The organism is Rhodoplanes tepidamans (assembly GCF_030813915.1).
Classification (GTDB): Bacteria; Pseudomonadota; Alphaproteobacteria; order Rhizobiales; family Xanthobacteraceae; genus Rhodoplanes; species Rhodoplanes tepidamans.
Genome location: NZ_JAUSUJ010000016.1, coordinates 129305 through 151630, shown reverse-complemented (window position 1 = coordinate 151630; position 22326 = coordinate 129305). Strand labels below are relative to the sequence as shown.

At 72.7% G+C, this 22326-nt stretch carries 20 protein-coding genes and 1 tRNA gene; 7 read left to right on the top strand and 14 right to left on the bottom strand.

The features are described from left to right. Window positions 1–58 precede the first annotated feature (58 nt). The 3 genes from J2S22_RS19470 to J2S22_RS19460 all read left to right on the top strand — a co-directional run bounded on the left by J2S22_RS19470 (window position 59) and on the right by J2S22_RS19460 (window position 2635). A complete protein-coding gene (locus J2S22_RS19470; RefSeq protein WP_272775330.1) occupies window positions 59–736 on the top strand; it encodes a response regulator in 678 nt (225 codons plus the stop codon). Beyond that, window positions 733–2163, top strand: coding sequence for a sensor histidine kinase (locus J2S22_RS19465; protein ID WP_272775329.1), 1431 nt, complete (start codon window positions 733–735; stop codon window positions 2161–2163). The genes J2S22_RS19470 and J2S22_RS19465 overlap by 4 nt, the downstream gene beginning before the upstream one ends. 208 nt (window positions 2164–2371) lie before the next feature. Beyond that, a complete protein-coding gene (locus J2S22_RS19460; RefSeq protein WP_272775328.1) occupies window positions 2372–2635 on the top strand; it encodes a hypothetical protein in 264 nt (87 codons plus the stop codon). A 27-nt stretch (window positions 2636–2662) separates the two neighbouring features. Here J2S22_RS19460 and J2S22_RS19455 read toward each other — a convergent pair whose 3' ends face one another. The 3 genes from J2S22_RS19455 to J2S22_RS19445 form a co-directional block, all read right to left on the bottom strand. Further along, complete coding sequence (locus J2S22_RS19455; protein ID WP_272775327.1) at window positions 2663–3799, bottom strand: adenylate/guanylate cyclase domain-containing protein; 1137 nt, start codon at window positions 3797–3799, stop codon at window positions 2663–2665. A 155-nt stretch (window positions 3800–3954) separates the two neighbouring features. Then, window positions 3955–4335: a response regulator gene (locus tag J2S22_RS19450; RefSeq protein ID WP_272775326.1), complete on the bottom strand. Its 381-nt coding sequence runs from the start codon at window positions 4333–4335 to the stop codon at window positions 3955–3957. Continuing rightward, window positions 4332–6749 carry a sensor histidine kinase gene (locus J2S22_RS19445; RefSeq protein ID WP_272775325.1) on the bottom strand — a complete coding sequence of 806 codons (2418 nt, stop codon included), beginning with the start codon at window positions 6747–6749 and terminating at the stop codon, window positions 4332–4334. The genes J2S22_RS19450 and J2S22_RS19445 overlap by 4 nt, the downstream gene beginning before the upstream one ends. A gap of 247 nt (window positions 6750–6996) precedes the next feature. On the opposite strand from J2S22_RS19445, the gene J2S22_RS19440 reads away from it, so the two are divergent. Further along, complete coding sequence (locus J2S22_RS19440) at window positions 6997–7248, top strand: hypothetical protein (protein ID WP_272775324.1); 252 nt, start codon at window positions 6997–6999, stop codon at window positions 7246–7248. A 67-nt stretch (window positions 7249–7315) separates the two neighbouring features. Here J2S22_RS19440 and J2S22_RS19435 read toward each other — a convergent pair whose 3' ends face one another. The 5 genes from J2S22_RS19435 to J2S22_RS19415 form a co-directional block, all read right to left on the bottom strand. Further along, window positions 7316–7888 (bottom strand): NADPH-dependent FMN reductase, encoded by a 573-nt coding sequence (locus J2S22_RS19435; protein ID WP_272775323.1) that lies wholly within the window; start codon window positions 7886–7888, stop codon window positions 7316–7318. Window positions 7889–7971: 83 nt separating this feature from the next. Next, on the bottom strand, window positions 7972–9282 hold the full coding sequence (locus J2S22_RS19430) for an O-antigen ligase family protein (protein ID WP_272775322.1): 1311 nt from the start codon (window positions 9280–9282) through the stop codon (window positions 7972–7974). Between the two features lie 34 nt (window positions 9283–9316). Beyond that, entirely contained in the window at window positions 9317–10777 is a 1461-nt protein-coding gene (locus tag J2S22_RS19425; protein ID WP_272775321.1) for a glycosyltransferase family 4 protein, read from the bottom strand. Then, the gene (locus J2S22_RS19420) at window positions 10774–12258 is read right to left on the bottom strand and encodes a glycosyltransferase family 4 protein (RefSeq protein ID WP_272775320.1); all 1485 of its coding nucleotides are present in this window, start codon (window positions 12256–12258) and stop codon (window positions 10774–10776) included. Before J2S22_RS19420 ends, J2S22_RS19425 begins: the two co-directional genes overlap by 4 nt. Window positions 12259–12585: 327 nt before the next feature. Next, window positions 12586–12662 (bottom strand) — tRNA-Pro (locus tag J2S22_RS19415). A 71-nt stretch (window positions 12663–12733) separates the two neighbouring features. Here J2S22_RS19415 and J2S22_RS19410 point away from each other — a divergent pair. Next, a complete protein-coding gene (locus J2S22_RS19410) occupies window positions 12734–13738 on the top strand; it encodes an L-threonylcarbamoyladenylate synthase (RefSeq protein WP_272775319.1) in 1005 nt (334 codons plus the stop codon). 74 nt (window positions 13739–13812) lie between these two features. Continuing rightward, window positions 13813–15234 carry an FAD-binding oxidoreductase gene (locus J2S22_RS19405; protein ID WP_370878222.1) on the top strand — a complete coding sequence of 474 codons (1422 nt, stop codon included), beginning with the start codon at window positions 13813–13815 and terminating at the stop codon, window positions 15232–15234. Window positions 15235–15389: 155 nt separating this feature from the next. On the opposite strand, the gene J2S22_RS19400 is transcribed toward J2S22_RS19405, so the two are convergent. The 3 genes from J2S22_RS19400 to J2S22_RS19390 form a co-directional block, all read right to left on the bottom strand. After that, the gene (locus tag J2S22_RS19400) at window positions 15390–15794 is read right to left on the bottom strand and encodes a hypothetical protein (RefSeq protein ID WP_272775317.1); all 405 of its coding nucleotides are present in this window, start codon (window positions 15792–15794) and stop codon (window positions 15390–15392) included. Between the two features lie 101 nt (window positions 15795–15895). Beyond that, window positions 15896–16660, bottom strand: a complete 765-nt coding sequence (locus J2S22_RS19395; protein WP_272775316.1) for a DUF4198 domain-containing protein — start codon at window positions 16658–16660, stop codon at window positions 15896–15898. Further along, the gene (locus tag J2S22_RS19390; protein ID WP_272775315.1) at window positions 16657–18912 is read right to left on the bottom strand and encodes a TonB-dependent receptor; all 2256 of its coding nucleotides are present in this window, start codon (window positions 18910–18912) and stop codon (window positions 16657–16659) included. Before J2S22_RS19390 ends, J2S22_RS19395 begins: the two co-directional genes overlap by 4 nt. Window positions 18913–19390: 478 nt before the next feature. On the opposite strand from J2S22_RS19390, the gene nikR reads away from it, so the two are divergent. Beyond that, window positions 19391–19951 (top strand): nickel-responsive transcriptional regulator NikR, encoded by a 561-nt coding sequence (nikR, locus tag J2S22_RS19385; protein WP_370878221.1) that lies wholly within the window; start codon window positions 19391–19393, stop codon window positions 19949–19951. Window positions 19952–19970: 19 nt separating this feature from the next. On the opposite strand, the gene J2S22_RS19380 is transcribed toward nikR, so the two are convergent. The 3 genes from J2S22_RS19380 to J2S22_RS19370 are packed head-to-tail and all read right to left on the bottom strand — an operon-like array spanning window position 19971 to window position 22251. Further along, window positions 19971–20966 carry a Bug family tripartite tricarboxylate transporter substrate binding protein gene (locus J2S22_RS19380; RefSeq protein ID WP_272775314.1) on the bottom strand — a complete coding sequence of 332 codons (996 nt, stop codon included), beginning with the start codon at window positions 20964–20966 and terminating at the stop codon, window positions 19971–19973. Between the two features lie 51 nt (window positions 20967–21017). After that, on the bottom strand, window positions 21018–21437 hold the full coding sequence (locus tag J2S22_RS19375; RefSeq protein ID WP_272775313.1) for a cupin domain-containing protein: 420 nt from the start codon (window positions 21435–21437) through the stop codon (window positions 21018–21020). Between the two features lie 13 nt (window positions 21438–21450). Then, entirely contained in the window at window positions 21451–22251 is an 801-nt protein-coding gene (locus J2S22_RS19370; RefSeq protein WP_272775312.1) for an SDR family NAD(P)-dependent oxidoreductase, read from the bottom strand. Between the last annotated feature and the right edge of the window lie 75 nt (window positions 22252–22326).

Sequence of the window (22326 nt, the reverse complement as noted above, 5' to 3'; positions counted from 1 at the left end):
GCGCCGGCCTCCCATGGGGGCCGGGCGGCGGCTCGGGTGCACGACTGCGGGTGGACGCATGCGGGTGTTGATCGTCGAGGACAACGAGGAGCTGGGGCGGCTGGTGGTCGGCGGGCTCGCCAAGGCGGGCCATCCGGCCGAGCACGCGGCGACGGCCGGCGAGGCGCGGCACATGCTGGCGGTCGAGACCTACGACGCCGTGGTGCTCGATCTCGGCCTGCCCGACGCCGACGGCCTCACCATCCTGCGCGAGATGCGGGCCCGGCAGGACCCGACCGCCATCCTGGTGCTGACCGCGCGGGCCGGGGTCGACGACCGGGTCGAAGGCCTGCGCAGCGGCGCCGACGACTACCTGGTCAAGCCGTTCGCGTTCGAGGAGCTGGTGGCGCGGCTCGAGGCGCTGTCTCGGCGGCCGCGCGCCATGCAGGGCCTCACCCTCGTGGTCGCCAATCTGAGCCTCGACACGGCCGGCAAGCAGGCCTTCGTCGACGAGGTGCCGCACGTGCTCTCGGCCCGCGAACTCGCCGTGCTGGAGATGCTGATGCGCCGCAAGGGCCGGGTGGTGCCGAAGAAGCTGGTCGAGGACCAGCTGTTCGGGGCGGGCGGCGATCTCTCGTCCAACGCCGTCGAGGTCTATGTGCATCGCCTGCGCCGGCAGCTCGCCGAGTGCGGCGCCCGCGTCACCATCCACACGGTGCGGGGCGTCGGCTACATGATCGCCGAGGCCAAGGCGTGAGTCCCGTCGCGGCCCGCTCGCGCTCGATCGTCCGCCGCATCCTGTGGATGCACGTGGTGGCGGTCGGCACCGTCGCGATCCTGGTGCCGCTGTCGCTCTACCTGCTGCTGGTCGCCGAGACGTCGAGCCTGCATCGCGACTCGATGCGCGAGCAGGCCGACGCCATCGCCGAGCATCTGACGGCCGGACCCGACGGGCGCTGGCGTCTCGACCTGCCGGAGGCGCTGCAGGACCTCTATTCGGAGGCCTATGGCCGCTACATCTACGCCATCGTCGACCGCGACGGCGTCGTGCTGTTCTCGTCCCACAACGCCGACCAGCCGATCTTCCCGGTGGTCCCGGGGACGAGCGGACCGGCCTTCCTGCAGGTGCAGCGCCCGTTCAGCACCATCTCGGGCACCCGCGTCCCCAGGACCGTCGGCGACCGGACCGTCTATGTCGAGGTGGCCGAGAACCTGTCGCATCGCGACGTGCTGATCGACGACATCGTCTCGAACTTCATCCCGCGCGTCGCCTGGATCACGGTGCCGATCCTGCTGCTGCTGCTGGGGATCGAGACGCACGTGGTGCGCCGGGTGTTCCGCCCGGTCGAGGAGGCGTCGCAGCGTGCCCGCGAGATCTCGCCGCGCCGCACCGACATCCGGCTGTCGCTGGCCGACATCCCGAGCGAGATCGCGCCGCTGGTGGTCGCCGTCAACGAGGCGCTCGACCGGCTCGATCACGGGTTTCGCGTCCAGCGCGAGTTCACGGCCGACGCCGCGCACGAGCTCCGCACCCCGATCACCATCCTGCGCACCCGCATCGACACGCTCGGCGACGCCCGTCTCGCCGAGCCGCTGCGCCGCGACCTCGAGACCATGACGCGCGTCGTCACCCAGCTCCTGGAGATGGCCGAGGTCGAGAACATGGCGGCGGGCGACGAGGAGGCCGATCTGCGTGCCGTCACGGCCGACGTGATCGCCTTCCTGGTGCCGCTCGCCATCGCCGAGGGCCGCAGCATCGCGCTCTCCGGCGTCGAGGTGCCGGTGCCGGTCGCCGGCCGCGGCGAGGTGATCGCGCGGGCGATCCGCAATCTGATCGAGAACGCCATCCGGCACACACCCGCCGGCACCGTGGTCGAGGTGGTGGTCGAGGCCGACGGCAGCGTGCAGATCTGCGACGAGGGGCCGGGCATCGACGAGGCGGAGCGCGAGCTCCTGTTCCGCCGCTTCTGGCGGCGCGACCGCAAGCGCTCCGGCGGCGCCGGCCTCGGCCTGTCGATCGTGCAGCGGATCGTCGAGCTGTACGGCGGCTCCGTCGCGGTCTCGAACCGGTGCGGCGGCGGCGCCTGCTTCTCGCTGCGGTTTCGGCCGGGCCTCTCGGCGGACGATGCGTCGGCCCGGCATCCGGCAGCGGTGCCTCTTTCCGGGGCAGGGCTGCCGTCGTGACAGGCAGTCGCGTCGCGCGCATGCGGCCTGCGCAATGCCGCTGCCCGGCGTCCGGCCGCGCCCGTAAGGTCGATGTAAGCTAGCCTCGCTAACCTCGTGCCGTCTTCGCCTTCCCCCCGCCGAGCGGAGACCGCACCCCCCTCACCCCGGGGCTCCCCGGTGGTCCGGGGCGGTGTCGGGACGACCGACCCCCGCAAGGACGCCCGTCATGAAAGCGCTCATCCTCTACACCGTCTTCGTCGCCGTCGGCGCCACGATCTCGGCCCTCGTCGGCGTCTACATCGAGCGCGAGGTCTCCGAGACGGCGAGCCTGGTCGTCTTCCTGGCGATGTTCTTCGCGAACTTCGTGGTGGCCTGGATCGGCGTCATCCTGGTGATGGACCGCTCGCTCTCCAACGCGTACGGCCGCGCCGAGCAGATCGCGATCGAGCGCGAAGGTCGTCGCGCCGCCTCGGGCCGCGCCGCGGCCTGATCGTACCGCCGCCCGGTCGCGCCGCCGTCAGGCGTCGCGCCAGCGGATCGCGTCGAAGGCCGGGACCGGCCGCGCGAATCCCTTCAGCTCCAGCGGCCCGACCGGCGTCGCCTCGCAGCGCGGCTCCACCGCGGCGAGCACCCGCTGGCTGATCAGCACCTGCCCGGCCTTGGCGGACGCGCAGAGACGGTGCGCGAGACTGACGACGCTGCCGATCGCCGTGTATTCGCGCCGCTGGTCGAAGCCGATCTCGCCGAGCGTCGCGTAGCCGAGCGCCACCGCCGCGCCGAAGCCGACCTCGTGGCCGCGCCGGCGCCACGCCTCGGCGAGCCGAGCCATCGCGTCGCGCATCTCCAGGCCGAGCCGCACGCCGCGTGCGGCGTGATCGGGGCAGGGCAGGGGATCGTTGAAGATCACCATCACGCCGTCGCCGGCGAAGCGCTCGAGCGTGCCCTCGTGGCGGAAGATCAGCTCGCCGACCGCCCGGTGATACTCGTCCAGCACGGTCATCACGTCCTCCGGCTCGGACGCCTCGGTCAGTGCCGTGAAACCGCGCAGGTCGCAGCACACCACGGTGATCTCGCGCCGGTGGCTGACCAGCGCCGCGCCGCCCTCCCGCGAGACGATCTCGGCGAGCTGCGGCGGCAGGAACCGGCGCAGCCGGCCGATGCGCTCGATCTCGGCGACCTGGGCGGCGACGCGCTCCTCCAGCGACCGGTTGGCGGCGGCGAGCGCCTCGGCCTGCTCGGCGAGGCGGGCCGCCTGCGCGGTCGCGAGGTCGTGCAGCTCCTTGATGCGCAGGAGCGAGCGCACCCGCGCGACCAGCGCGGCCTGGTCGAACGGCTTCGTGAGATAGTCGTCGGCGCCGGCTTCGAGCCCCGCCACCACGTCGCGGGTGTCGGCCTTGGCCGTGACCAGCACGACCGGCACGAAGCGCAGCGCCGTGTCCGCCTTCAGCGCCTTCAGCACCGCGATGCCGTCGAGCTTCGGCATCATGATGTCGAGCAGCACCAGGTCGGGCGATTCGGCCCGCGCGCGGGCGAGCCCCTCCTCGCCGTCCGCCGCCGTGATCACGTCGTAGCCCTTCGCCGCCAGGCGCGTGCGGAGAATCTCCAGGTTCTCCGGCGCGTCGTCCACGGCGAGGATCTTCGGTGGATCGTGCATGGGTCAGGGCCCGACCAGAGGATCGGCCCGACCTCCGATGTCGTCATGGCCGGGCTCGTCCCCGCCATCGACGCTCTTGTGCGAGCGGAGCATCGAAGACGTGGATGCCCGGCACAAGGCCGGGCATGACGACGCCGAGGATGCTGCGGCGTGCATCACGGCCGTTCCGCCTTCGTGGCCAGGAGCTCCTTCACCTTGGCGAGCAGCTGGCGCGGGCTGAACGGCTTCGCCACGTAGGCGTCGCAGCCGGCGGCGCGGGCCTTGGCCTCGTCGCCGGAGAGCGCATAGGAGGTCACCGCGATGATCGGCGTGCGGCGCATCGCCGGATCGGCCTTGATGCGGCGCGCCGCCTCGTAGCCGTCGATCACCGGCAGCTGCATGTCCATCAGGATGAGGTCCGGCTTCTCCGACAGCGCCAGCGCGACGCCGCGCTCGCCGTCGCCGGCCTCGGTCAGGGTGAAGCCGGCATGGGTGAGCAGGTCGCGCAGGATGCGGCGATTGTCCTCGGTGTCCTCGATCACCAGGATCCGGCTCACGGCGTCGCTCCCGCGGCGGTCTCGGCCGGGGCTGCGGCCGGCGTCTCCGCCGCGGCCGGCGGTGCCAGGTCGGGCCGCACCGGCAGCCGCACCAGGAACTCGGATCCGACCCCGACCTCCGACTCGAGCGTGATGGCGCCGCCGTGCATCTCGACGAGGCGCCGCGCGATGGCGAGGCCGAGCCCGGTGCCGCCCTTCTGGCGGGTGTTGGAATTGTCGACCTGCTGGAACTCGTCGAAGATGCGCTGGCGGTCCTCCGGCGCGATGCCGGGCCCGGTGTCGCGCACCGCGACCAGGAACTGCCCGTCGGCGGCGCCGACCCGGATGGCGACCGCGCCGTGCTCCGTGAATTTGATGGCGTTGCCCACGATGTTGAGGAACACCTGGGTCAGCCTCCTCTCGTCGCCGTGCCCGAGCGGCAGATCCTCGGCAATCTCGGTGGTCAGCGCAAGGCCCTTGGCGCGGGCGAGCGACTCGGTCGCGGCGACCACCTGCTCGACGACGCCGCGCATGGCGTAGGTGTCGGCGGCGAGCGCCAGCTGACCGGCCTCGATCTTGGAGAGGTCGAGCACGTCGTTGATCAGCCCGAGCAGATGGCGGCCGTTCGCCTGCACGCGCTCCAGCACGTCGACCGCCTTGGCCGGCAACTCGCCGTAGAGGCCGTCGACCAGGAGCTCGGCATAGCCCAGCACGGCGTTGAGCGGCGTGCGCAGCTCGTGGCTCATGTTGGCGAAGAACTGCGACTTGTGCTCGTTGGCGATCTGCAGCTGGCGGCCGCGCTCGGCGAGCTCGCGGAACAGCTCGGCGTTGTGCATGGCGATCACCGACTGGTCGGCGAAGGTCCGCATCAGGCCGACGATGCCGGGCGGGAACTCGCCGGCGTCGCGCCGCTGCACGACCAGCGAGCCGAGGATCTCCTCCGGCCCGACCAGCGGCACCACCAGGGCGGAGCGGAACCCGGCGGCGAGCGCCAGCTCGCCGACCCGGTGCGTCGCGGCGTCGCCGAGATCCGCCATGCCGATCGGCTGGCGGGTGAGCGCGGCGCGGCCCATGAGGCTGGCGTCGAGCGGGATCGCCATCCGCCCTACCTCCTCGACCAGCGCCGCGTCGAGGCCGTGCGCCTCGGCGAGCCGGAAGGCGCGGGCCGCCTTGTCGTAGGCGAAGATGGCGCCGCCGTCGGCGCGGGCGAGATCGACGGCCCGATCGACGATGGTGGAGAGCACCGACTTCAGGTCGAGCGAGGAGGCGACGGTGCGGCCGATCTCCTCCAGCGCCTTCAGCTCGCGAACCGAACGGGCGAGGTCGCGGGTGCGCTCCTCGACGGTCTGCTCCAGCCGGGTATAGGACTGGTCGAGCTGCGCCGCCATGCGGTTGAACTCGTCGGCGAGCGCCTCGAGCTCGTCGCCGGTGCGCACCTCGATGCGCTGGGAGAAGTCGCCGGCGCCGAGCCGAGCCGCGCCGGCGGCGAGCGCCCGGATCGGCACCACCATGCGGCGGGCGAGCAGAACGCCGGCCAGGACGGCGAGCAGGATGCACAGCAGGATCAGCCCGGCGATGCGCAGGAGCAGCACGTAGAACGGCTTGAACGCCTCGGACAGCGGCTGCTCGACCAGCACCAGCCAGTCGGTGCGCGGGATCGCCACCGCGGCGGCGAGCACCGAGCGGTCGCCGAGGTCGCGCCCGAAGGCGGCGGCGGCCGTGCGGTCGCCGGCCGGACGGCCGTCGAGGTCGAGGACGACCGAGGCGACCTGCGGCAGGCCGCCGAGATCGCTGCCGCGCGGCACCTTGAGCTGGCCGGAGGCGGCGAGCAGCCGGCCCTTCGCGCCGATCACATAGGCGTAGCCCTGGTCGCCGACCGCGAAGGGGGCGACCAGCTCCTGCAGGAAGCGGAGATCGACCTCGGCCACCGTGACGCCGGCGTACTGGCCCGAATGCGCCATGGCGATGGAGATGTAGGGGTCGACCTCGTTGCGGAACGTCACCGGGCCGATCCACACCTGCCGGGCGAGCGCCTGGACGAAGCGCGGATCCTTCGAATAGTCGGTGCCGGCGACCGCCTCGACCGTGAAGCGCGAGACGCGCAGCAGCTCCTTGCCGTTGCCGTCGAGCTGCATCAGCTCGTCGATCGCCGGCATCTGCTGGAGCAGCAGCATGTAGTCGTTGCGGCGCTGCTCGAGCCCGGCGCTGGCGCGGGTCGTCCAGGCGATCTGGCGCTCGATCTCGGCGATCTGCTGGGCGATGCGCAGCGCGGCGGCCTCGGCCTTCTCGCTCTCGACCTTGATCACCGCCGCCGTGGTCTCGCGATAGGTGAAGCCGATCTCCAGGGCGCCGTTCACCATCAGGACGAACACGGCGAAGCCGACGAACGTGCCGACATACTTGCCGAACAGGCCGCCGCGCAGGCGTGTCCTCATCGTCGCTGTCCTGTCCGGGTCGCTGTCCTGTCCGGTCCCGTCCGGGCCGGGCACCCCGGCCGCCGTGCTCCCGCGATCGCCGGCCGCGGAGTATAGCGCACGGCCTCGGCCGTACACCGGGTCTCTAGCCGCCGCCGGCGGGGCCCTGTGTGATCCACCGCACGGTACCGCCGGACGCCGCCGGCTTCTATGGAGGACCAACACTGTCGCAGGACGGGCTGCGGCCACCCTGCCGGAGGACGCCACCATGGTCCCTCACCCGAACCGGCTGCGGTCCGCCTGCGCCCTCGCCGCCGCCGCCCTCGTCCTGGCCACGGCCGCCCCCATCCCGCTGGCGGCGGCGCCGCTCGCGGCCGGTCAGCGCGCCGCCTGCACCAACGACGCGTTCCGGCTGTGCGGTACCGAGGTGCCGCGGGTCGACCAGATCATGGCCTGCCTGAAGAAGGCGCGGCCCAGCCTGTCGCCGGCCTGCCGCGCCGTGGTCGACCTGAAGGGGTGAGGCCCCCGCGGGACGGTCACGGTGCGGGTGGCCTCGTGGTGCGGGACGGGCCGTCGCCTGCCGTCGATCAGCCCTTCGCGGTGTGCAGCGGCTTCAGGGCGCCGGCCCATTTGTGCAGCTCGTCCAGGACCTCCTTGACCGCGGTCACCTGGATGTCGTTCGGCACGAAGGCGCCATCCTTGATCTGCTGATGCACGAACGGGATCACCACCGCCTCGAGGACCGGCATCACCTTGAGGGTGGTGAGGATCTGCTTGGTCACCTGCACGGCGCGGATGCCGCCCGAGACGCCGCCGTAGCTGACGAAGGCGGCCGGCTTGTAGTTCCACTCCGAGTACACGTAGTTGAGCGCGTTCACGAGCGCCGGGGTGGGGCCGAAATTGTACTCCGGCGTCACCAGCACATAGGCGTCGGCCGCGGCCACGCTCTCGCTCCACTGCTTCGTATGGGCGTGCTCGTATTTCCGCATCCGCGGGTGATGCGGCTCGTCGTAGACCGGCAGGGCGAAGTCGGCGAGGTCGACCAGATGCGCGTCGAAGCCGCCGTGCGCGGCGGCGCGCTCGTGGAACCAGCGCCCGATGGTCGGGCCGATGCGGCCGGGGCGGGTGCTGGCGACGATGGTGTGGAGGCGAAGGGTCACGAGGGTCTCGCTTGTGGCTGATGTCGAGGGTGAAAGGCGTCCCCGGTCCCCATTAAGGAACGCCGGCCCCGATCCGCAAGGCGTTACCGCCGGGTGCCCGCGTCGCCCACGGCCGGATCGGCCCCGGCCCGCACGGCGAGCTCGGCGCCGGCCGCGAAGCCGATCGGCAGCCAGAAGGTCAGCCAGGGCCAGGCCGGACGGGTGATCAGCAGGTTGTAGTCGACCATGCCGCACACCGTCATGGTGACGAAGCCGCACAGCGGCACGACGCTGCCGCCGGCCCGCACCAGGCGCACGCTCCAGAACAGCCCGGCGGCGAGCAGCGCCGCCATGGCGAGCGCCGCACCGATGCCGCCGCGGATCTGGCCCGAGAGGATCAGGTTGTGCGGCTGGCCGATCGGCACGTCGGGCGCGATCGTCACGCCGATGTCGGCGTGCGGGCCGTAGCCGAGCAGCGGCCGCTCCGCCGCCTTGTCGAGATAGGCGGCCCAGACGGCCGGCCGGTAGCTCACGCCCCGCTGCACCCAGTCGGGACCGAGCGGCGTCACGGCGAGGCCGGCCAGGCACAGTGTCGCCCCGACCAGGAGGGCGATGCGGGCGCGGCGCGACAACGTCGCCGCGAGCACGACGAGCCCGCAGGCGACGCCGAGCACGGCACCGCGCGACTGCGTCAGGATCACGGCGACGCCGAGCACGCCGGTTGCCACGATCAGCACGCTCCGCTCGAGCCAGGAGCGCGTCAGCCCGCTCGCCGCCGCCGCGGCGACGACCAGGAGAACGGCGTAGGTGGCGCTGATGTTGGTCGCGTTGGCGTATTCCGGCATTCCCAGGACGGCGACGAGCCGCCAGGCGAGGAGATCCTCCGGGTCGGTGGGGAACGAGGGCAGGAAGGCCGCCACGTTCAGCAGCGCGCTGGCCGCCACCGCGCCGGCGAGGCCGAGCACGGCGAGGCGGAGGAACCGCGTGCCGGTCGCGACGAGAACGCCGGTCGCCGCCACGAAGCCGACGATGGCGAGGCCGTACTCGGAGTCCTTGCGGACGAGCCGCCAAGTCGCGTCGGGCTGCACGGCCGCCGCGATCGTCAGGAACGTCACATAGGCCGCGCTCGCGGCGACGACCGTTCCGGGCAGGCGGCGCAGCACCGCGCGCCCGTCCGGACGGCTCGCCAGGGCGACGATGCGGGGGATCGACAGCGGCAGCAGCGCGGCGAAGAACAGGAAGTTGGCGGCCGAGAGCCTGTTGGTCAGCACCATCGGGGCGAACGTCACGAGATAGCCGAGCGCCGCGGTCTCCGGAGCGGTCAGGGCCTCGCGCAGCCAGGCGAGCACCACCGCACGGCGCGGCCGCATCGCGGCGCCCGTCATGGTCGATCGCTCGCCGGGGTCGCCGGCCATCCTGCCCTCGCTGGTCCGAACATGTCCGTTCCGACTAAATCCCGGGGCTCCCGGCCACGCTGCCGGTCGCCTCGTGCACGCATGCGAAGAACCGCGCTGCTGCTGCGTCCCAGCCGGGGTGCCGGAACGCCGTCCTGATCCGCGTCTCGTGCACGGCCCGTGCCGCCGGATCGGCGATCCACGACCGCAGGGCCGCGGTCCAGGCATCGACATCGTCCGGATCGAGGCAGGGCGAGAAGTCCGCCACGACTTCGGGCAGCGCGCCGCCCGTCGAGGCCAGCACGGCCTTGCCGAACCGGAACGCCTCCACCACCGGCAGGCCGTAACCCTCGCAGCGGGAGGGATAGCAGCAGAAGGCGGCGCCGCGATAGAGGGTCGCGACGGTCGCGTCCTCCACCCCGGCGAGATGGACGATGGTCGCGGCGAGCCGCGGATCGGCGGCGATCTCGTCGCGCAGCGGTCCGCTCCCCCAGCCGGCACGGCCGACGAACACCAGCCGGAAGCCGGCGATCCCCGGCGCGCCCGACTCGATCAGGCGCCGCCAGGCCGCGACCAGCACCCGGTGATTCTTGCGCGGCTCGAGCGTGCTGACGAAGAGGGCGTAGCGGCCGGCCGCGAGTCCGGCCGGCAGCGGCGCCGCCTCGCCGGTATCGGGCGCGACCGGACCGTCGGCGCCGAGCGGCACCACCGCGGTACGGGGCACGCCCAGGCCCTGCGCTCCGCACCAGGCGCGGATGTCGTCCGCCGTGCAGGCGGCATTGACGAGGACCAGATCGGCGGCCGGCAGCGCCATCCGCATGTAGGCGTCGAACAGCGCCCGGTCGTGCGGCTGGAAGCAGTCGGGCAGCGTCAGCGGCATCAGGTCGTAGCACAGCAGCGCCAGCCGGAAGCCGGTCTCGCGTTTCTCCCGGACGACGGCCGCGATGTCGGTGTCGTGCCAGCCCGTGCCGGCACAGACGAGCACGTCGTCCGGCCCGAAGGCGACCGTCGGGCCGAGCGCCGCGCCGCGGCTGAGCACCGGGCGCCGGTCCCCGCCGCCGCGCATCATCACGGCCCGGTCCTTGGCGGCGGCCAGGCGGTCCTGCACGGCCGCGGCGACGCCAGACGCGGCCCCGCCGGCGAGCCGCAGGCGCTCCAGCGCCATCAGGGCCTGGTGGCGCGACTGCAGCACCCAGAAGGCGGCCGGCCGCAGCCCGGCCGGTATCCGGTCGGTCCCGTGCCGGCGCGTCCCGGTCGGGTCCGGCAGTCCGATCGGATCGATCACGGCGTCCTCGTCCAGCACCGGATCGACGGCCGCGTCGCGCAGCAGCCGGTAGCCGTGCGTGTCCGGATCGAAGAACACGAAGCGGACGTCGGGGAGCGTCCTGCGGGCGAAGCGGGCGAGCTCGCCCGCGGCCCGCAGGATGCCGACCGGCGGCCCGGTCCAGCGCATGATGGTGGACAGGTCGAACAGCACGCGCGGCGCCGACGCCGTTTCGGGCAGCCGATCGGTCACGGTGCCGGCACCTCGGACGGCGCCGCCGCGGCAACCGGCAGGGCGGTGACGCGCGCGAAGAACAGCGCCGCCGCCTCGCGCCAGCCCGGGTGGCGGAACGATGCACGGATCGTCGCCTCGTAGGGCGCGCGCGCCGCCGGATCCTCGATCCACCGCTGCAGCGTGGCGAACCAGGCGTCGCCGTCCTCCGGATCGAGGCACGGCGAGAACGGCCCCGCCACCTCGGGCAGCGAGCCGCCCGTCGAGGCGATCACCGCCTTGCCGAGATGGAAGGCCTCGACCAGCGGCAGGCCGTAGCCCTCGTAGCGCGACGGATAGAGCCCGAAGGCGCAGCCGAGGGAGAGCGCCCGCATGGTGGCGTCGTCGGCGCGGTCGAGCCGCAGCAGCGTGCCTTTGATGCGCGCGTCGCCGTCGAGCGTGCGGACAAGGTCCTCGACCATCCAGCCGGGCCGGCCGACGAAGACCAGCTTGAATCCGGTGCGCTGGGGCACGCCGGCCTGCAGCAGGCGCAGCCAGGTCTCGTACAGCAGCCGGTGCCCCTTGCGCGGTTCGATGGTGCTGACGAACAGCGCGAACTTCTGCGGCTCGAGCCCGTGCGGCAGGGGCGGCGCAGGCCCGTCGGCCGCGCCGTCCGCCGGCGCCGGGATGTCGGCGCCGAGCGGCACGACGGCGGTCTCCTTCAGCGGCAGGCCGCGGCTGGCGCACCACGCCTGCACGTCGGTCTCGACCCGGCGCGAGTTGACCAGCACCAGGTCGGCCGCCGGGAAGGCGCCCTCGAAATAGTGCGTGAAGCTCTCGACGTCGTGCGGCTTGTAGAACTGCGGGAACAGGATCGGGATGATGTCGTAGCAGAGCAGCGCGAGGCGGAACGGCGTCGCCTGCTTCTGCGCCCGGATCGCGGCGATGTCGGTGTGCGACCAGCCGGCGCCGGCACAGACGAGAATGTCGTCGGGCCGGAAGTCGACCGGCCGGCTCGCCAGCGCGTCGAGCGGCACGAAGTCGCGCCGGGTGCCGTCCGGCTTCACCATCAGGCCGCGATACTTTCCCCGGATCAGCGGCGCCTGCAGGCGGGCGAGCCGTGCCGCCGCCGCCGGGGACGCTGCCGCGAGGCGCCGCCGCTCCAGCGTCTGCAGCAGCATGTGGCGCGACTGCAGAAGCCAGCGCGCCGCCGGACGGAGCGCCGCCGGGACCCGGTCGCTCTTGCGGCGGCCGACCCGGCCGGGATCGCGCAGGCCGAGCGTGTCGAGCACCGCGTCGCCGCCGAGGAACGACCCGGCGGTCGCCCGGTCGAGCAGCCGGTACTGCAGGGTGGCCGGATCGAAGAACACGCCGTGCGCCGCGGGCAGGTTGGCGAAGGCCCAGCGGGCGAACTCGCGCTCGACCCGCAGGATGCCGACCGGCGGGCCGGCCCAGCGCAGCGACCAGGAGAGATCGAGGAGGAGGCGCGGCACCGCGTCGGACATCGCCGGTTGGGAATTCATCGCAGGGCGCGCTCGCGGGTCTCTCGGTCAGGCCGACGGTCGGTCGGGCCGACGATGCCGCCCGGCCCGGACAGCCGCATCGGGACGGCCGGGGGAATCGCCGTCGCGCCGCGGCCGGGCCGATACACGCCATCGGTGCCGCCGTGTCAAACGTGGTTATTTTCGGCGATTTTTAGCGAATTCGCGATCACCCGATCGTCTGCAGCCGGGCTAGCCGCGGAGGCCGGCAGCGCGCAGAGCCGTGCGTGCAGCGGCCCGCGTGACGTGGTAATGGCGCGTCGTCTGATGGCGCCGGCGGACCGAACACCCGAGGCAAGGGCCCCGGAATGGTCGGAGTGGCAGGATTTGAACCTGCGACCCCCTCGTCCCGAACGAGGTGCGCTACCAGACTGCGCTACACTCCGTCCCGCCGGCGAGGACGGTCTTATAGCCATTGGAGTCCGAGCCGGCAAGCACGGGAGTCGATGTGACTGCGATGATTTTTACCCGCGTCCTGGCGGCAGGGCCGGAGGCGACCTCTACCGCCGCGCGCATCCTGCAGGACGGCGGGCTGGTGGCTTTCCCCACGGAGACGGTCTACGGGCTCGGCGCCGACGCGACCAATGCGGCGGCGGTGGCGCGGCTCTACGCCGCCAAGGGCCGGCCGCGCTTCAATCCGCTGATCGCGCATGTCCCGGATGCGGCTGCCGCATGCGGGCTCGGCCGCTTCGACGGCGCCGCCCGAACGCTCGCGTCGGCGTTCTGGCCCGGTCCGCTCACCCTGGTGGTGCCCAAGGCCGAGGGCTGCCCGGTGTCCGACCTCGCCACCGCCGGGCTCGACACCCTGGCGCTGCGGGTGCCGGACCATCCGGTCGCCGTGGCGATCCTCGCGGCCTGCGGCCGGCCCGTGGTGGCGCCTTCGGCGAACCGCTCCGGCCACGTCTCGCCCACCACGGCGGCCCATGTGGTCGGCGACCTCGCCGGCCGCATCGACCTCGTGGTCGACGGCGGGGCGACTCCGGTCGGGGTCGAATCGACGATCGTGGCCTGCCTCGGCGGCACGCCGCGCCTGCTGCGCCCCGGCGGGGTGCCGAAGGAGGCGCTGGAGGCGGCGCTGGGCGGCCTGGTGGCCGACCCGCCGGCCCCGACCACCGATCCCGGGCCGGGCCTGGTGCCGGACGCCGGGCCGATCGCGCCGGGCATGCTGAGCTCGCACTATGCACCCCGCGCCTTCCTGCGGCTGCGCGCCGCGGCCGTGTCGCCCGGCGAGGCCCTGCTGGCCTTCGGCCCGACCCTGCCGCCGGGCGCCGAGGGCGCCCTCGCGGTCCTGAACCTCTCCGAGCGGGGCGACCTCGCCGAGGCGGCGGCGCGGCTGTTCGCCCATCTGCGCGCCCTCGACGCGTCGGGCGCGAGCGTGATCGCGGTCGCGCCGATCCCGCGCCACGGCCTCGGCGCCGCCATCGCCGACCGTCTCGCCCGCGCCGCCGCGCCGCGGGGGTGACTCCCCTCGCTCGCGACTCCCACAGCGGGAGGAGAACGCGCTAGAGTGGCGCGCCCATGGACATTCCCCGCCGCATGCCCCTGTCGCCCGCGCCGCCATCGCCCGAACAGCTCGCCCGCTTCGTCGCCATCGTGGGCGAGCGCCATGCCGTCGTCGACCCGGCCGGCCAGGCTGCCTATCTGGAAGAGCCCCGCGGCCTCTATCACGGCCGCACGCCGGCGGTGCTGCGCCCCGGCAGCGTCGACGAGGTCGCCGCGATCCTGCGGCTCGCCAGCGAGCTCGGCGTGCCGGTGGTGCCGCAGGGCGGCAACACCGGGCTGGTCGGCGGCCAGATCCCGCATTCCGGCGAGATCCTCCTGTCGCTGAAGCGGCTCGACCGAATCCGCGAGATCGACCCGGCGTCCGACACCATGACGGCCGAGGCCGGCGTCGTGCTGCAGGCGGCCCAGCAGGCCGCCGCGGAGGTCGACCGGCTGTTCCCGCTGTCGCTGGGCGCCGAGGGCAGCTGCACGATCGGCGGCAATCTCTCCAGCAATGCCGGCGGCACCGCGGCGCTCGCCTACGGGGTGGCCCGCGACCTCGTGCTCGGGCTCGAGGTGGTGCTGCCCGACGGCCGGGTCTGGCACGGGCTCAACAAGCTCAAGAAGGACAACACCGGCTACGACCTCAAGCACCTGTTCATGGGCGCCGAGGGTACGCTCGGCGTCATCACGGCGGCGGTGCTGAAGCTGTTCCCGGCGCCGAAGTCGGTGGAGACGGCGTTCGTCGCCGTCGAGTCGCCGGAGGCGGCGCTGGCGCTGTTCGGGCTCGCCCAGGGGCGTGCCGGCGGCAGCCTGACCAGCTTCGAGCTGATGGCGCGCATCTGCCTCGACGTCGCGCTGAAGCACGGCACCAACCTGCGCGACCCGCTCGCCGGCCTGCATCCCTGGTACGTGCTGATCGAGCTCTCCTCGGGCGCCCGCGACGGCCTGCGCGACCTGCTCGAGGACACGCTGGCGCTCGCCATCGAGCAGGGCCTGGTGATCGACGCCGTGATGGCGGAGAGCCTGGAGCACCGCGCCGCCTTCTGGCGGCTGCGCGAGTTCGTCTCCGATGCCCAGCGCTACGAGGGCGGCTCGATCAAGCAGGACGTGTCGGTGCCGGTCGCCGCGGTGCCGGACTTCATCCGTGCCGCGGCCGCGGCGGTGACCCGGCTGATCCCGGGCTGCCGGCCGGTGCCGTTCGGCCATCTCGGCGACGGCAACATCCACTTCAACGTCAGCCAGCCGCCGGACGGCGACAAGCAGGCCTTCCTGGCCCGCTGGGACGAGGTGTCGAACGCCGTCTTCGCCGAGGTCCTGTCGCGCGGCGGCTCGATCTCGGCGGAGCACGGCATCGGCGTGATGAAGCGCGACTACCTGCCGCGCATCAAGGATCCGGTCGCCCTCGACCTGATGCGCAGCATCAAGCAGGTGCTCGACCCGAAGGGGATCCTCAACCCCGGCAAGGTGGTGTGAGGGCCGACCTGCGGGCCGCTAGAGCAGTTTTCGGCTGTGACGAATCGGACTCGTCCGCTCGTCCCCGCGAAGGCGGGGACCCAGGGGCGCAAGTCGTGGCGCCCTGGAGTGCCGCTTGCGCGGGAATGAGCGGCGAGAGCTCGGCGGACGGAGCTCTACGGGCAGCGGCGGTAGGACACGAGGCGCTCGAAGCTCGGGCCGACGGCGCCGTCGTCGGGGGCCTTCAGCCAGAGGATGAGGTTGGTGGTCGCCGCCGTCGCGGCCGGGGCGGTGCCGAGGGCGCCGCAGCGCATGTGCAGCGAGTAGATCACGCCGGGCGTGCCGCCGCGCTCCTCCACCCAGTCGACCGCGCAGGCGGCGTCCGGGCTCTGATAGGTCTGCGCCCCGACCAGCAGGCGCGCGGCGGGCGATCCGGGGCAGGCCTCCGCGGCAGGCGCCCAGCTGCCGCGCAACGCCTCCGGCACCTGCGCGTGCCGCACGTCGGCACGCGCCGCGGTCCCGGTCAGGACCGCGCCCGAAAGCGCCAGCCCCGCGACGATCAGACGAATCCCTGCCCTCATGATGCCTGCCGCTCCCGCTCGACACGGGCCGACTCTACCTCCGTTCGGCGGCTCGCACCATCGCGGCTGTCGCGGATGCGGCGCCGAACGGGCCGGTGGCGTCAGCGGGCCGGGACGTCGACCATCAGGGTCGCGTTGTAGAGGTCGTAGTCGGCGAGCGCCGGAAGCTTCGCCGGCTTCGCCTCGTGGTCGACGGCGAGGAGCTGCGGTCCGGTCCGCTCGATCGGGATCTCGGCGACGCCGTCGGCATTGGTCTTGAAGGTCGGCATGTCCTTCTCGTCCTTCACGGTGACGCCGTCGCCGCGCTCGACCGCGATGCCGGCGAGCGGCGCGCCGCGGAACAGCACCCGCACCGGCAGTTTCGCCCCGACCGTGAGGGCGGCCGGATCGGCGAGCGGCACGATCTCCATCTCGTGGCCCAGCACCGTGCCCCACGGCGCCGTGCGGCCGACCACCGCCTTGGCGAACTTGATCGACCACATCGCCGTCTTGGCGTCCGGGTAGACGAGGCGGCTGCTGTTGCGGTGGACGCCGTCCTGCGCCTCGACCCAGAAGCCGTTGTCGTAGCGGCCGGCGACCAGCGCGTCGCCGGTCCATGGCGCGGTGGCGACCACGATGCCGTCGACGACGCCGGTGGCGAGCTTCGCCTTCAGCGGCACCGGCGCGCCGCCGGCCGGCGTCGCGGCGAGCTCGAGCACCTTGTCGGCCAGCGGCGGATGCCGGTCGCCCGGATGGCCGTAATTGACGACGACGCGGGCGTCGGCGCCCGTGCCGACCGCGGAGATCCAGACGTCGTGCGCGGCGGCGGCGCCGGAGAACAGCGTGGCGGCGGCGAGCGCCAGGGAGGCGAGCGGGCGGAGCATCATTTCACGACCATCTTGGTGGTGGGGAGCGGAGTGGCGGTGCCGAAGGCCGGCGTGTCGAAGCGGTAGATCAGGCCGGCCGTCACGGCGAGCCGGGCCTGCGGGCTGGTGTAGATGTCGGCCGACGACGCGTTGACGACATCGCCGAAATTGAGCGCGATCTCGCTCGTCGTGTCGCCCGGATACCAGGTCGCCTGGGTGAAGGCGGTCCAGCCCTCGGCCCAGGCATAGGCGAGCCGGCCGGTGACGCGCGAATACGGCTCGGTGCTGAGCAGGCCGTCCTGGGTGAGGTTCTTCTTGCCCACGAAGGTCACGTAGGCGGAGCCGTAGAGCCGCTCGGTGCCGCGCGTGGCGACGTCGAAGTCGATGCCGAGATTGGCGACGTAGCTCGGCACGTTCGGCACGTAGTAGGACGGCGCGGCGTCGAGCAGCACCGCCCGCACGCCGCCGTAATTGGCGAACAGCGCGATGTTGCGGCCGGGCTCGCGCACCAGTGCGAAGCGGGTGTCGATGTCGAAGCCGTCGCGCCGCGCCGCGCCCAGATAGGTCACCGGCAGGCTCGGCGCCGCCTGGAACGACTCGTTCTCCGAGGTCGTCGTCCACACGTCGCCTTGGATGCTGACGCGGTCGAACACGAGGCGCGCCCCGGCCTCCTGGCTCTCGATCTTGAACGGCTTGAGAGCGGGATTGTCGATCAGCTCGGTCGAGCCGTAGCTGCGGAAGCCCTGGCCGTAATTGCCGTAGAGCTCGAGCCACGAGAGCGGCGTGATCGACAGGCCGGCCTTGGGGCTGAGCACGCCGGGCGACGTCGTGATCGAGTTCGCCGGCGTGAGGTTGTCGGTGACGTCGTAGTAGAACTGGTCGAAGCGGCCGCCGCCGGTGATCTTCAGCCATTCGGTCGGCTTCACCTGGAGCTGCGCGAAGCCGGCGAGGTTGGTCTGCTCGGTGGCGGCGCTGAGCTGCGCCGTGGTGAGATGGCGCGCGACGGTGCGGCCCTGGAAGCTGTCGATCAGGTCGGTGCGCCAGTTGCCGCCGGCGAGGATCTGGACCGGCAGCACGTCGGAGACCGCGCCGGTCCACACCTTGCGGATGGTGCCGCCGGCGGTGACGCGCTCGTCGTTCTGCCAGCGCTGGCCGCTGCCGAAATCGGACCAGCGGTTGAACGTGTCGTGGCTGACGAACAGCACGCCCGACAGCTCCTGGTCGGTCGCGCCCGACACGTAGTTGGCGACGATGTTCTCGTAGTACCGGTTGCCGCCGTCGGTGTCGTTGATCGCGGTCTTCGGCGACAGCGTGCCGGCCCGCACGGCGTCGCGGCTGATGTAGCTCGCCGCGCCGAAGTCGGTGCCGTAGGCCTGCACGCGCAGCGACAGCACGCCGTCTTCGCCGACCCGGGTCGAGACCTTGTTGAAGCCGTTGTAGCGATCGATGAAGCTGTTGTCGCGGTAGCCGTCGGTGCGGTAGCCCTCCCACGCCACATAGGGCTCGAAGGCACCGCCCTGGCTGCTGATGGTGGCGAGCCCGCGCCCCGTCGCGAACGACCCGCCCGAGGCCGTGACGGTGGCGAACGGCTCGGAGCGCTTGGTGACGATGTTGACCGAGCCGCCGACATTGGCATCGCCGAACTCCACCGAGAACGGTCCGCGGATGATCTCGATGCTGCGCACCGTCTCGGGGATCAGCGGGTTGAGATCGGCATAGCTCGGGATGTGCAGGGACGACACGATGTTGACCGGCACGCCGTCGATCGCATAGGCGACGTCGCGGCCGTGGTCGCCCTCGTTGAAGCCGCGCATCGAGATGCCGTAACCGATGGCGCCCTGGCCGAAGTTGGAGACGTTCATGCCCGGCACCGATCGGAACAGGTCGCCATAGGTCGACACCGGCGTGCGGCTGATCCAGGCGGAGTCGAGCGTGGTGCTGGCCGCCGGCTGGGCCGAGGCGGCGGTCGAGAGCTGACCGCGACCGGGGCCGCCTTCGCCGCCCGGGCCGGAGAGCATCAGGCCGGTCGCCGGGGCGGTCCCTGCGGCCACCGGCGTCGGGGCCGGCTCGGCGCCTCGCGACGTGCGGCCGTCGGCCGCCGACGAGGCCGGGCGCGACGAACGCCGCGGGGCCGTCACGGTGAGGGGCGGCAGACGGGTGTCGCTTCGCTCCGCCGTCGCTCCGGCCGACGCGGTCGCGCCGCCGGTCGCGGCCTCCTGGGCGGCCGCCGGCGCCAGGCTCGCCGGCAGCAGGGCGAGAATCGCGAGGCGCACCAGGGTCGCGCGCGACGCCGTCGTCCGGAGAGACCGGTGCGCCGGAGACGGGAGGGAGAGCGGGGATGCCCCGCGCGGCGAGCATCGCATTCGGGAGAGACGTGACATGGACCTGCAATTCCTGAATCGCGACGGGCGCCCCGCACGACGAGGCTCGGGTCCCGAGGCTTCGGCGCGGACGCTATTAGGAAATTTTAACCGATTCATAACACACTGAGTAGGAATAAATTACGTAATCATCATACGCGGGTGCGGTCCTCCGCCCGTGCCGCGACGACCGTGTCCGGACCGTGCCGCGGGGCGCCCCGCCGGAGACCGGCCGGGCGCCGCGTTCGGTGGCGGGGCGGCCGCCGTCCTCTCGTGAGGGAGCCGCGGGCGCCGCCGCCGCCCCGCGTGACAAGGCGGGCCCGGCGTCCTACGGTCGCGCCCGCCGCGCCGGGCAAGGCGCATCGGCAGGAGCCAGAACGGAGCCGCTCGCATGCAACGGGTCACGATCGCCATCGACGACGATCTTCTCGAGGCGCTCGACGCGCTGTGCGCGCGCCGCGGCTACCAGAACCGGTCCGAAGCCATTCGCGACATGGTGCGCCAGGCCGATGCGGCGGAGCGGATCCGCCAGGACGGCGACGGCGGCGACGGAGACTGCGTCGCGGCGCTCGCCTATGTCTACGAGCACGAGACCCGCGATCTCGCGCGGCGGTTGACCAACAGCCAGCACGAGCACCACGGCCTGTCGGTCGCCACCATGCACGTGCATCTGTCGCACGACGACTGCCTGGAGGTCGCGGTGCTGCGCGGGACCGTCGGCGAGGTCCAGTCCTTCGCCGACAGCGTGATCACCCAGCGCGGCGTGCGGCACGGCCAGCTCTACGTCGTGCCGGAGGCGGCCTCCGCGACCGAACACGATGCCCCGCGCGGCGCCGGGCCGGGGCACCGCCACGCGCACGGCCACGATCATCCGCACGATCATCCGCACGCGCACGGCGCCGCGACCCCGCGGCGCGGCGCGGCGCCGAAGCGCCGGCGCCGCGCCGGATAGGCGGCGGGCCGCGCCGGCCTCACTGGCCCTTGTATTCCTCGGGCCTGGTGTCGGCGATCCGGATGAGCTGCTCGGCCGCCTTGCGGTCCTCGGCCAGGAAGGCGACGAAGGCCTCCGGGCCGGTCGGCGCCGACATCACCGCCTGCTGGTCCAGGAAGGCCTTGAACTTCGGCTCGGAGAACAGCCTGGCGAACTCCGCCGCGAGCCGGGCGATCACCTCGGGAGGCGTGCCCTTCGGTGCGCCGAGCCCCCACCAGCCGATCCCCGGATAACCGCCGAGCCCCGCCTCGGCGGCGGTCGGCACCTCGGGCAGCAGGGGCGAGCGCTCCGGCGACGACACCGCCAGAGCCTTCACCTTGCCGCTCTGCAGCGCCGCCCGGAAGTTGCCGACGCCGAACCGCGTCATCTGCGCCTCGCCGGCCATCAGGGCCTGCGCGGCCGGGCCGCCGCCCTTGTAGGGGATGCCCTGGATCTTGGTGTTCCACTGGTTGTTGGTCCAGCGCAGGAACAGATCGGGCAGCGAGCCCTCGCCGAGCGTCGCGTAGTTCAGCGCGTCGGGTCTGGCCTGGGCTTTCGCCTTCAGCTCGGCGACCGTCGAGACGCCGAGATCGGTCGACACGAACACGCCCTCGACCAGGAAGAACAGCCGGCCGACCGGCACGATGTCGTCCGGGCTGTAGGGCAGCTTGGTGAACAGCAGCGGGTTGTACGACATGGTGTTGTGATAGACGGCGCAGAAGGTGTGGCCGTCCGGCGCCGACTGGGCGCAGGCGGTGGCGCCCAGGATGCCGGCGGCGCCGCCCTTGTTCTCGATGATGATCGGCTGGCCGAGACGCGGCTGCAGCTCGTTGGCGGCGGCGCGCAGGATCACGTCGGTGACGCTGCCGGCGGCGATCGGCACGACCATGCGGATCGGCTTCTGCGGCCAGCTCTGGGCCGCGGCGCCGGGCGCTCCTCCGGCGAGCAGGCCGGCGGCGGCGAAGCAGGCGACGGCGAGACGGATCGGACTCTTCATGTTCGCTTCCTCTGATCGTCGTTGTCGTTGCGGAGCCGGCGTGCCGCCGGATCAGCCGGAGGTCTTGCCGGCGCGCGTGCCGTAGAGGCCGTGCGAGGTGTCCTTCACGGTGAAGAAGACGACGTCGGCGTCGGGTCCGGCGCGGCCGCCGTGGACGACGTTCGAGGGCTGGTAGATCACCGTGCCGGGGCCGGCCACGAAGGTCCGGCCGTCGACCTCGGCGTGCATCACGCCCTCGATGATGTAGGTCCACTGCTCGTTGGGATGGCTGTGCGACTCGGTCACCTCGCCGGCCTTCAGTCGCACCAGGCCGCACATCATGCGCTCGCCCTGCACGACCTTGCCGGTCGCCGAGGTGTAGCCGCGGCCGACGTCGAGCGACGCGATGGACGTGAGGTCGAACACGTATTCGTTCTCCCCCGCCTTGGTGACGAGGGGCTTGTCGGACGGCTTCGGTGTCTGGTTCGTCATCTCCGCGTCCTTCTCACGTGAAATGGGCGCCCTTGTCGGCGACGATGAACTGGCCCGTGATGGCGTCGCTCTCGGGCGAGCACAGGAAGACGAGCGGCCCGGCGAGGTCGTCCGGCGTCACGTCCTCCGGGATGGCGCGGGCGGCGCGGATCTTCGCGACGAGCTCGGGCCTGGCCGCGAAGGCGGCGCCGGCCGCCGGATTGGCGACGAGGCCGGTGGCGAGCGTGTTGACCCGGATGCCCTGCGGCCCGAGCTCGCGGGCGAGCGCCCGCGTCAGCGCCAGCACGCCGCCCTTCATGCTCACATAGTGCAGGCGGTTCGGCAGGCCCTCCTGCATGGTGGTCGAGCCGATGTTGACGATCTTGCCCCAGCCGTTGCGGGCCATGCGGGGGGCCGCCGCCTTGGCGCACAGGACGCTGCCGCGCAGGCCGACCGCGATCACCCGGTCGAAGGCCGCGACGTCGAGCTCGGCGAGGGGGACGGGCGGAATGTTGGAGCCGACCACGGCGTTGTTGACCAGGATGTCGAGGCGGCCGAACACCTCCTCGGCCTTGGCGGCCATCGCCTCGACCGCGCCTTCGTCGGTGACGTCGACCGGCACGGCGACGGCCCGGCCGCCCTTCGCGCGCAGCGCCGCGGCGACCGGCTCGGCATCCACGATGTCGGCCACCACCACGCTGGCGCCGGCGGCGGCGAGCGCCGCGGCGAACACCGAGCCGAGCGCGGCCTTTGGTCCGAAGGCCGCTCCGGTGACGACGGCGACGAGTCCATCGAGGCGGCGGGTGTCGCGGTGCAGCAGCGAGTCGTCCGGCATGGCGGTCCCTGGAGAGTCCACGCGGCCGGCGCGCCCGGTCACCGAGGTCCGCCGCGATGTCGGCCAGCTCTGCAT

Coding starts and splice junctions, on each gene's coding strand:
- J2S22_RS19470 (WP_272775330.1), top strand. CDS start 59: ATGCGGGTGTTGATCGTCGAGGACAACGAGGAGCTGGGGCGGCTGGTG.
- J2S22_RS19460 (WP_272775328.1), top strand. CDS start 2,372: ATGAAAGCGCTCATCCTCTACACCGTCTTCGTCGCCGTCGGCGCCACG.
- J2S22_RS19455 (WP_272775327.1), bottom strand. CDS start 3,799: ATGCACGATCCACCGAAGATCCTCGCCGTGGACGACGCGCCGGAGAAC.
- J2S22_RS19445 (WP_272775325.1), bottom strand. CDS start 6,749: ATGAGGACACGCCTGCGCGGCGGCCTGTTCGGCAAGTATGTCGGCACG.
- J2S22_RS19440 (WP_272775324.1), top strand. CDS start 6,997: ATGGTCCCTCACCCGAACCGGCTGCGGTCCGCCTGCGCCCTCGCCGCC.
- J2S22_RS19430 (WP_272775322.1), bottom strand. CDS start 9,282: ATGGCCGGCGACCCCGGCGAGCGATCGACCATGACGGGCGCCGCGATG.
- J2S22_RS19420 (WP_272775320.1), bottom strand. CDS start 12,258: ATGAATTCCCAACCGGCGATGTCCGACGCGGTGCCGCGCCTCCTCCTC.
- J2S22_RS19410 (WP_272775319.1), top strand. CDS start 12,734: ATGATTTTTACCCGCGTCCTGGCGGCAGGGCCGGAGGCGACCTCTACC.
- J2S22_RS19405 (WP_370878222.1), top strand. CDS start 13,813: ATGCCCCTGTCGCCCGCGCCGCCATCGCCCGAACAGCTCGCCCGCTTC.
- J2S22_RS19400 (WP_272775317.1), bottom strand. CDS start 15,794: ATGAGGGCAGGGATTCGTCTGATCGTCGCGGGGCTGGCGCTTTCGGGC.
- J2S22_RS19395 (WP_272775316.1), bottom strand. CDS start 16,660: ATGATGCTCCGCCCGCTCGCCTCCCTGGCGCTCGCCGCCGCCACGCTG.
- nikR (WP_370878221.1), top strand. CDS start 19,391: ATGCAACGGGTCACGATCGCCATCGACGACGATCTTCTCGAGGCGCTC.
- J2S22_RS19380 (WP_272775314.1), bottom strand. CDS start 20,966: ATGAAGAGTCCGATCCGTCTCGCCGTCGCCTGCTTCGCCGCCGCCGGC.
- J2S22_RS19375 (WP_272775313.1), bottom strand. CDS start 21,437: ATGACGAACCAGACACCGAAGCCGTCCGACAAGCCCCTCGTCACCAAG.
- J2S22_RS19370 (WP_272775312.1), bottom strand. CDS start 22,251: ATGCCGGACGACTCGCTGCTGCACCGCGACACCCGCCGCCTCGATGGA.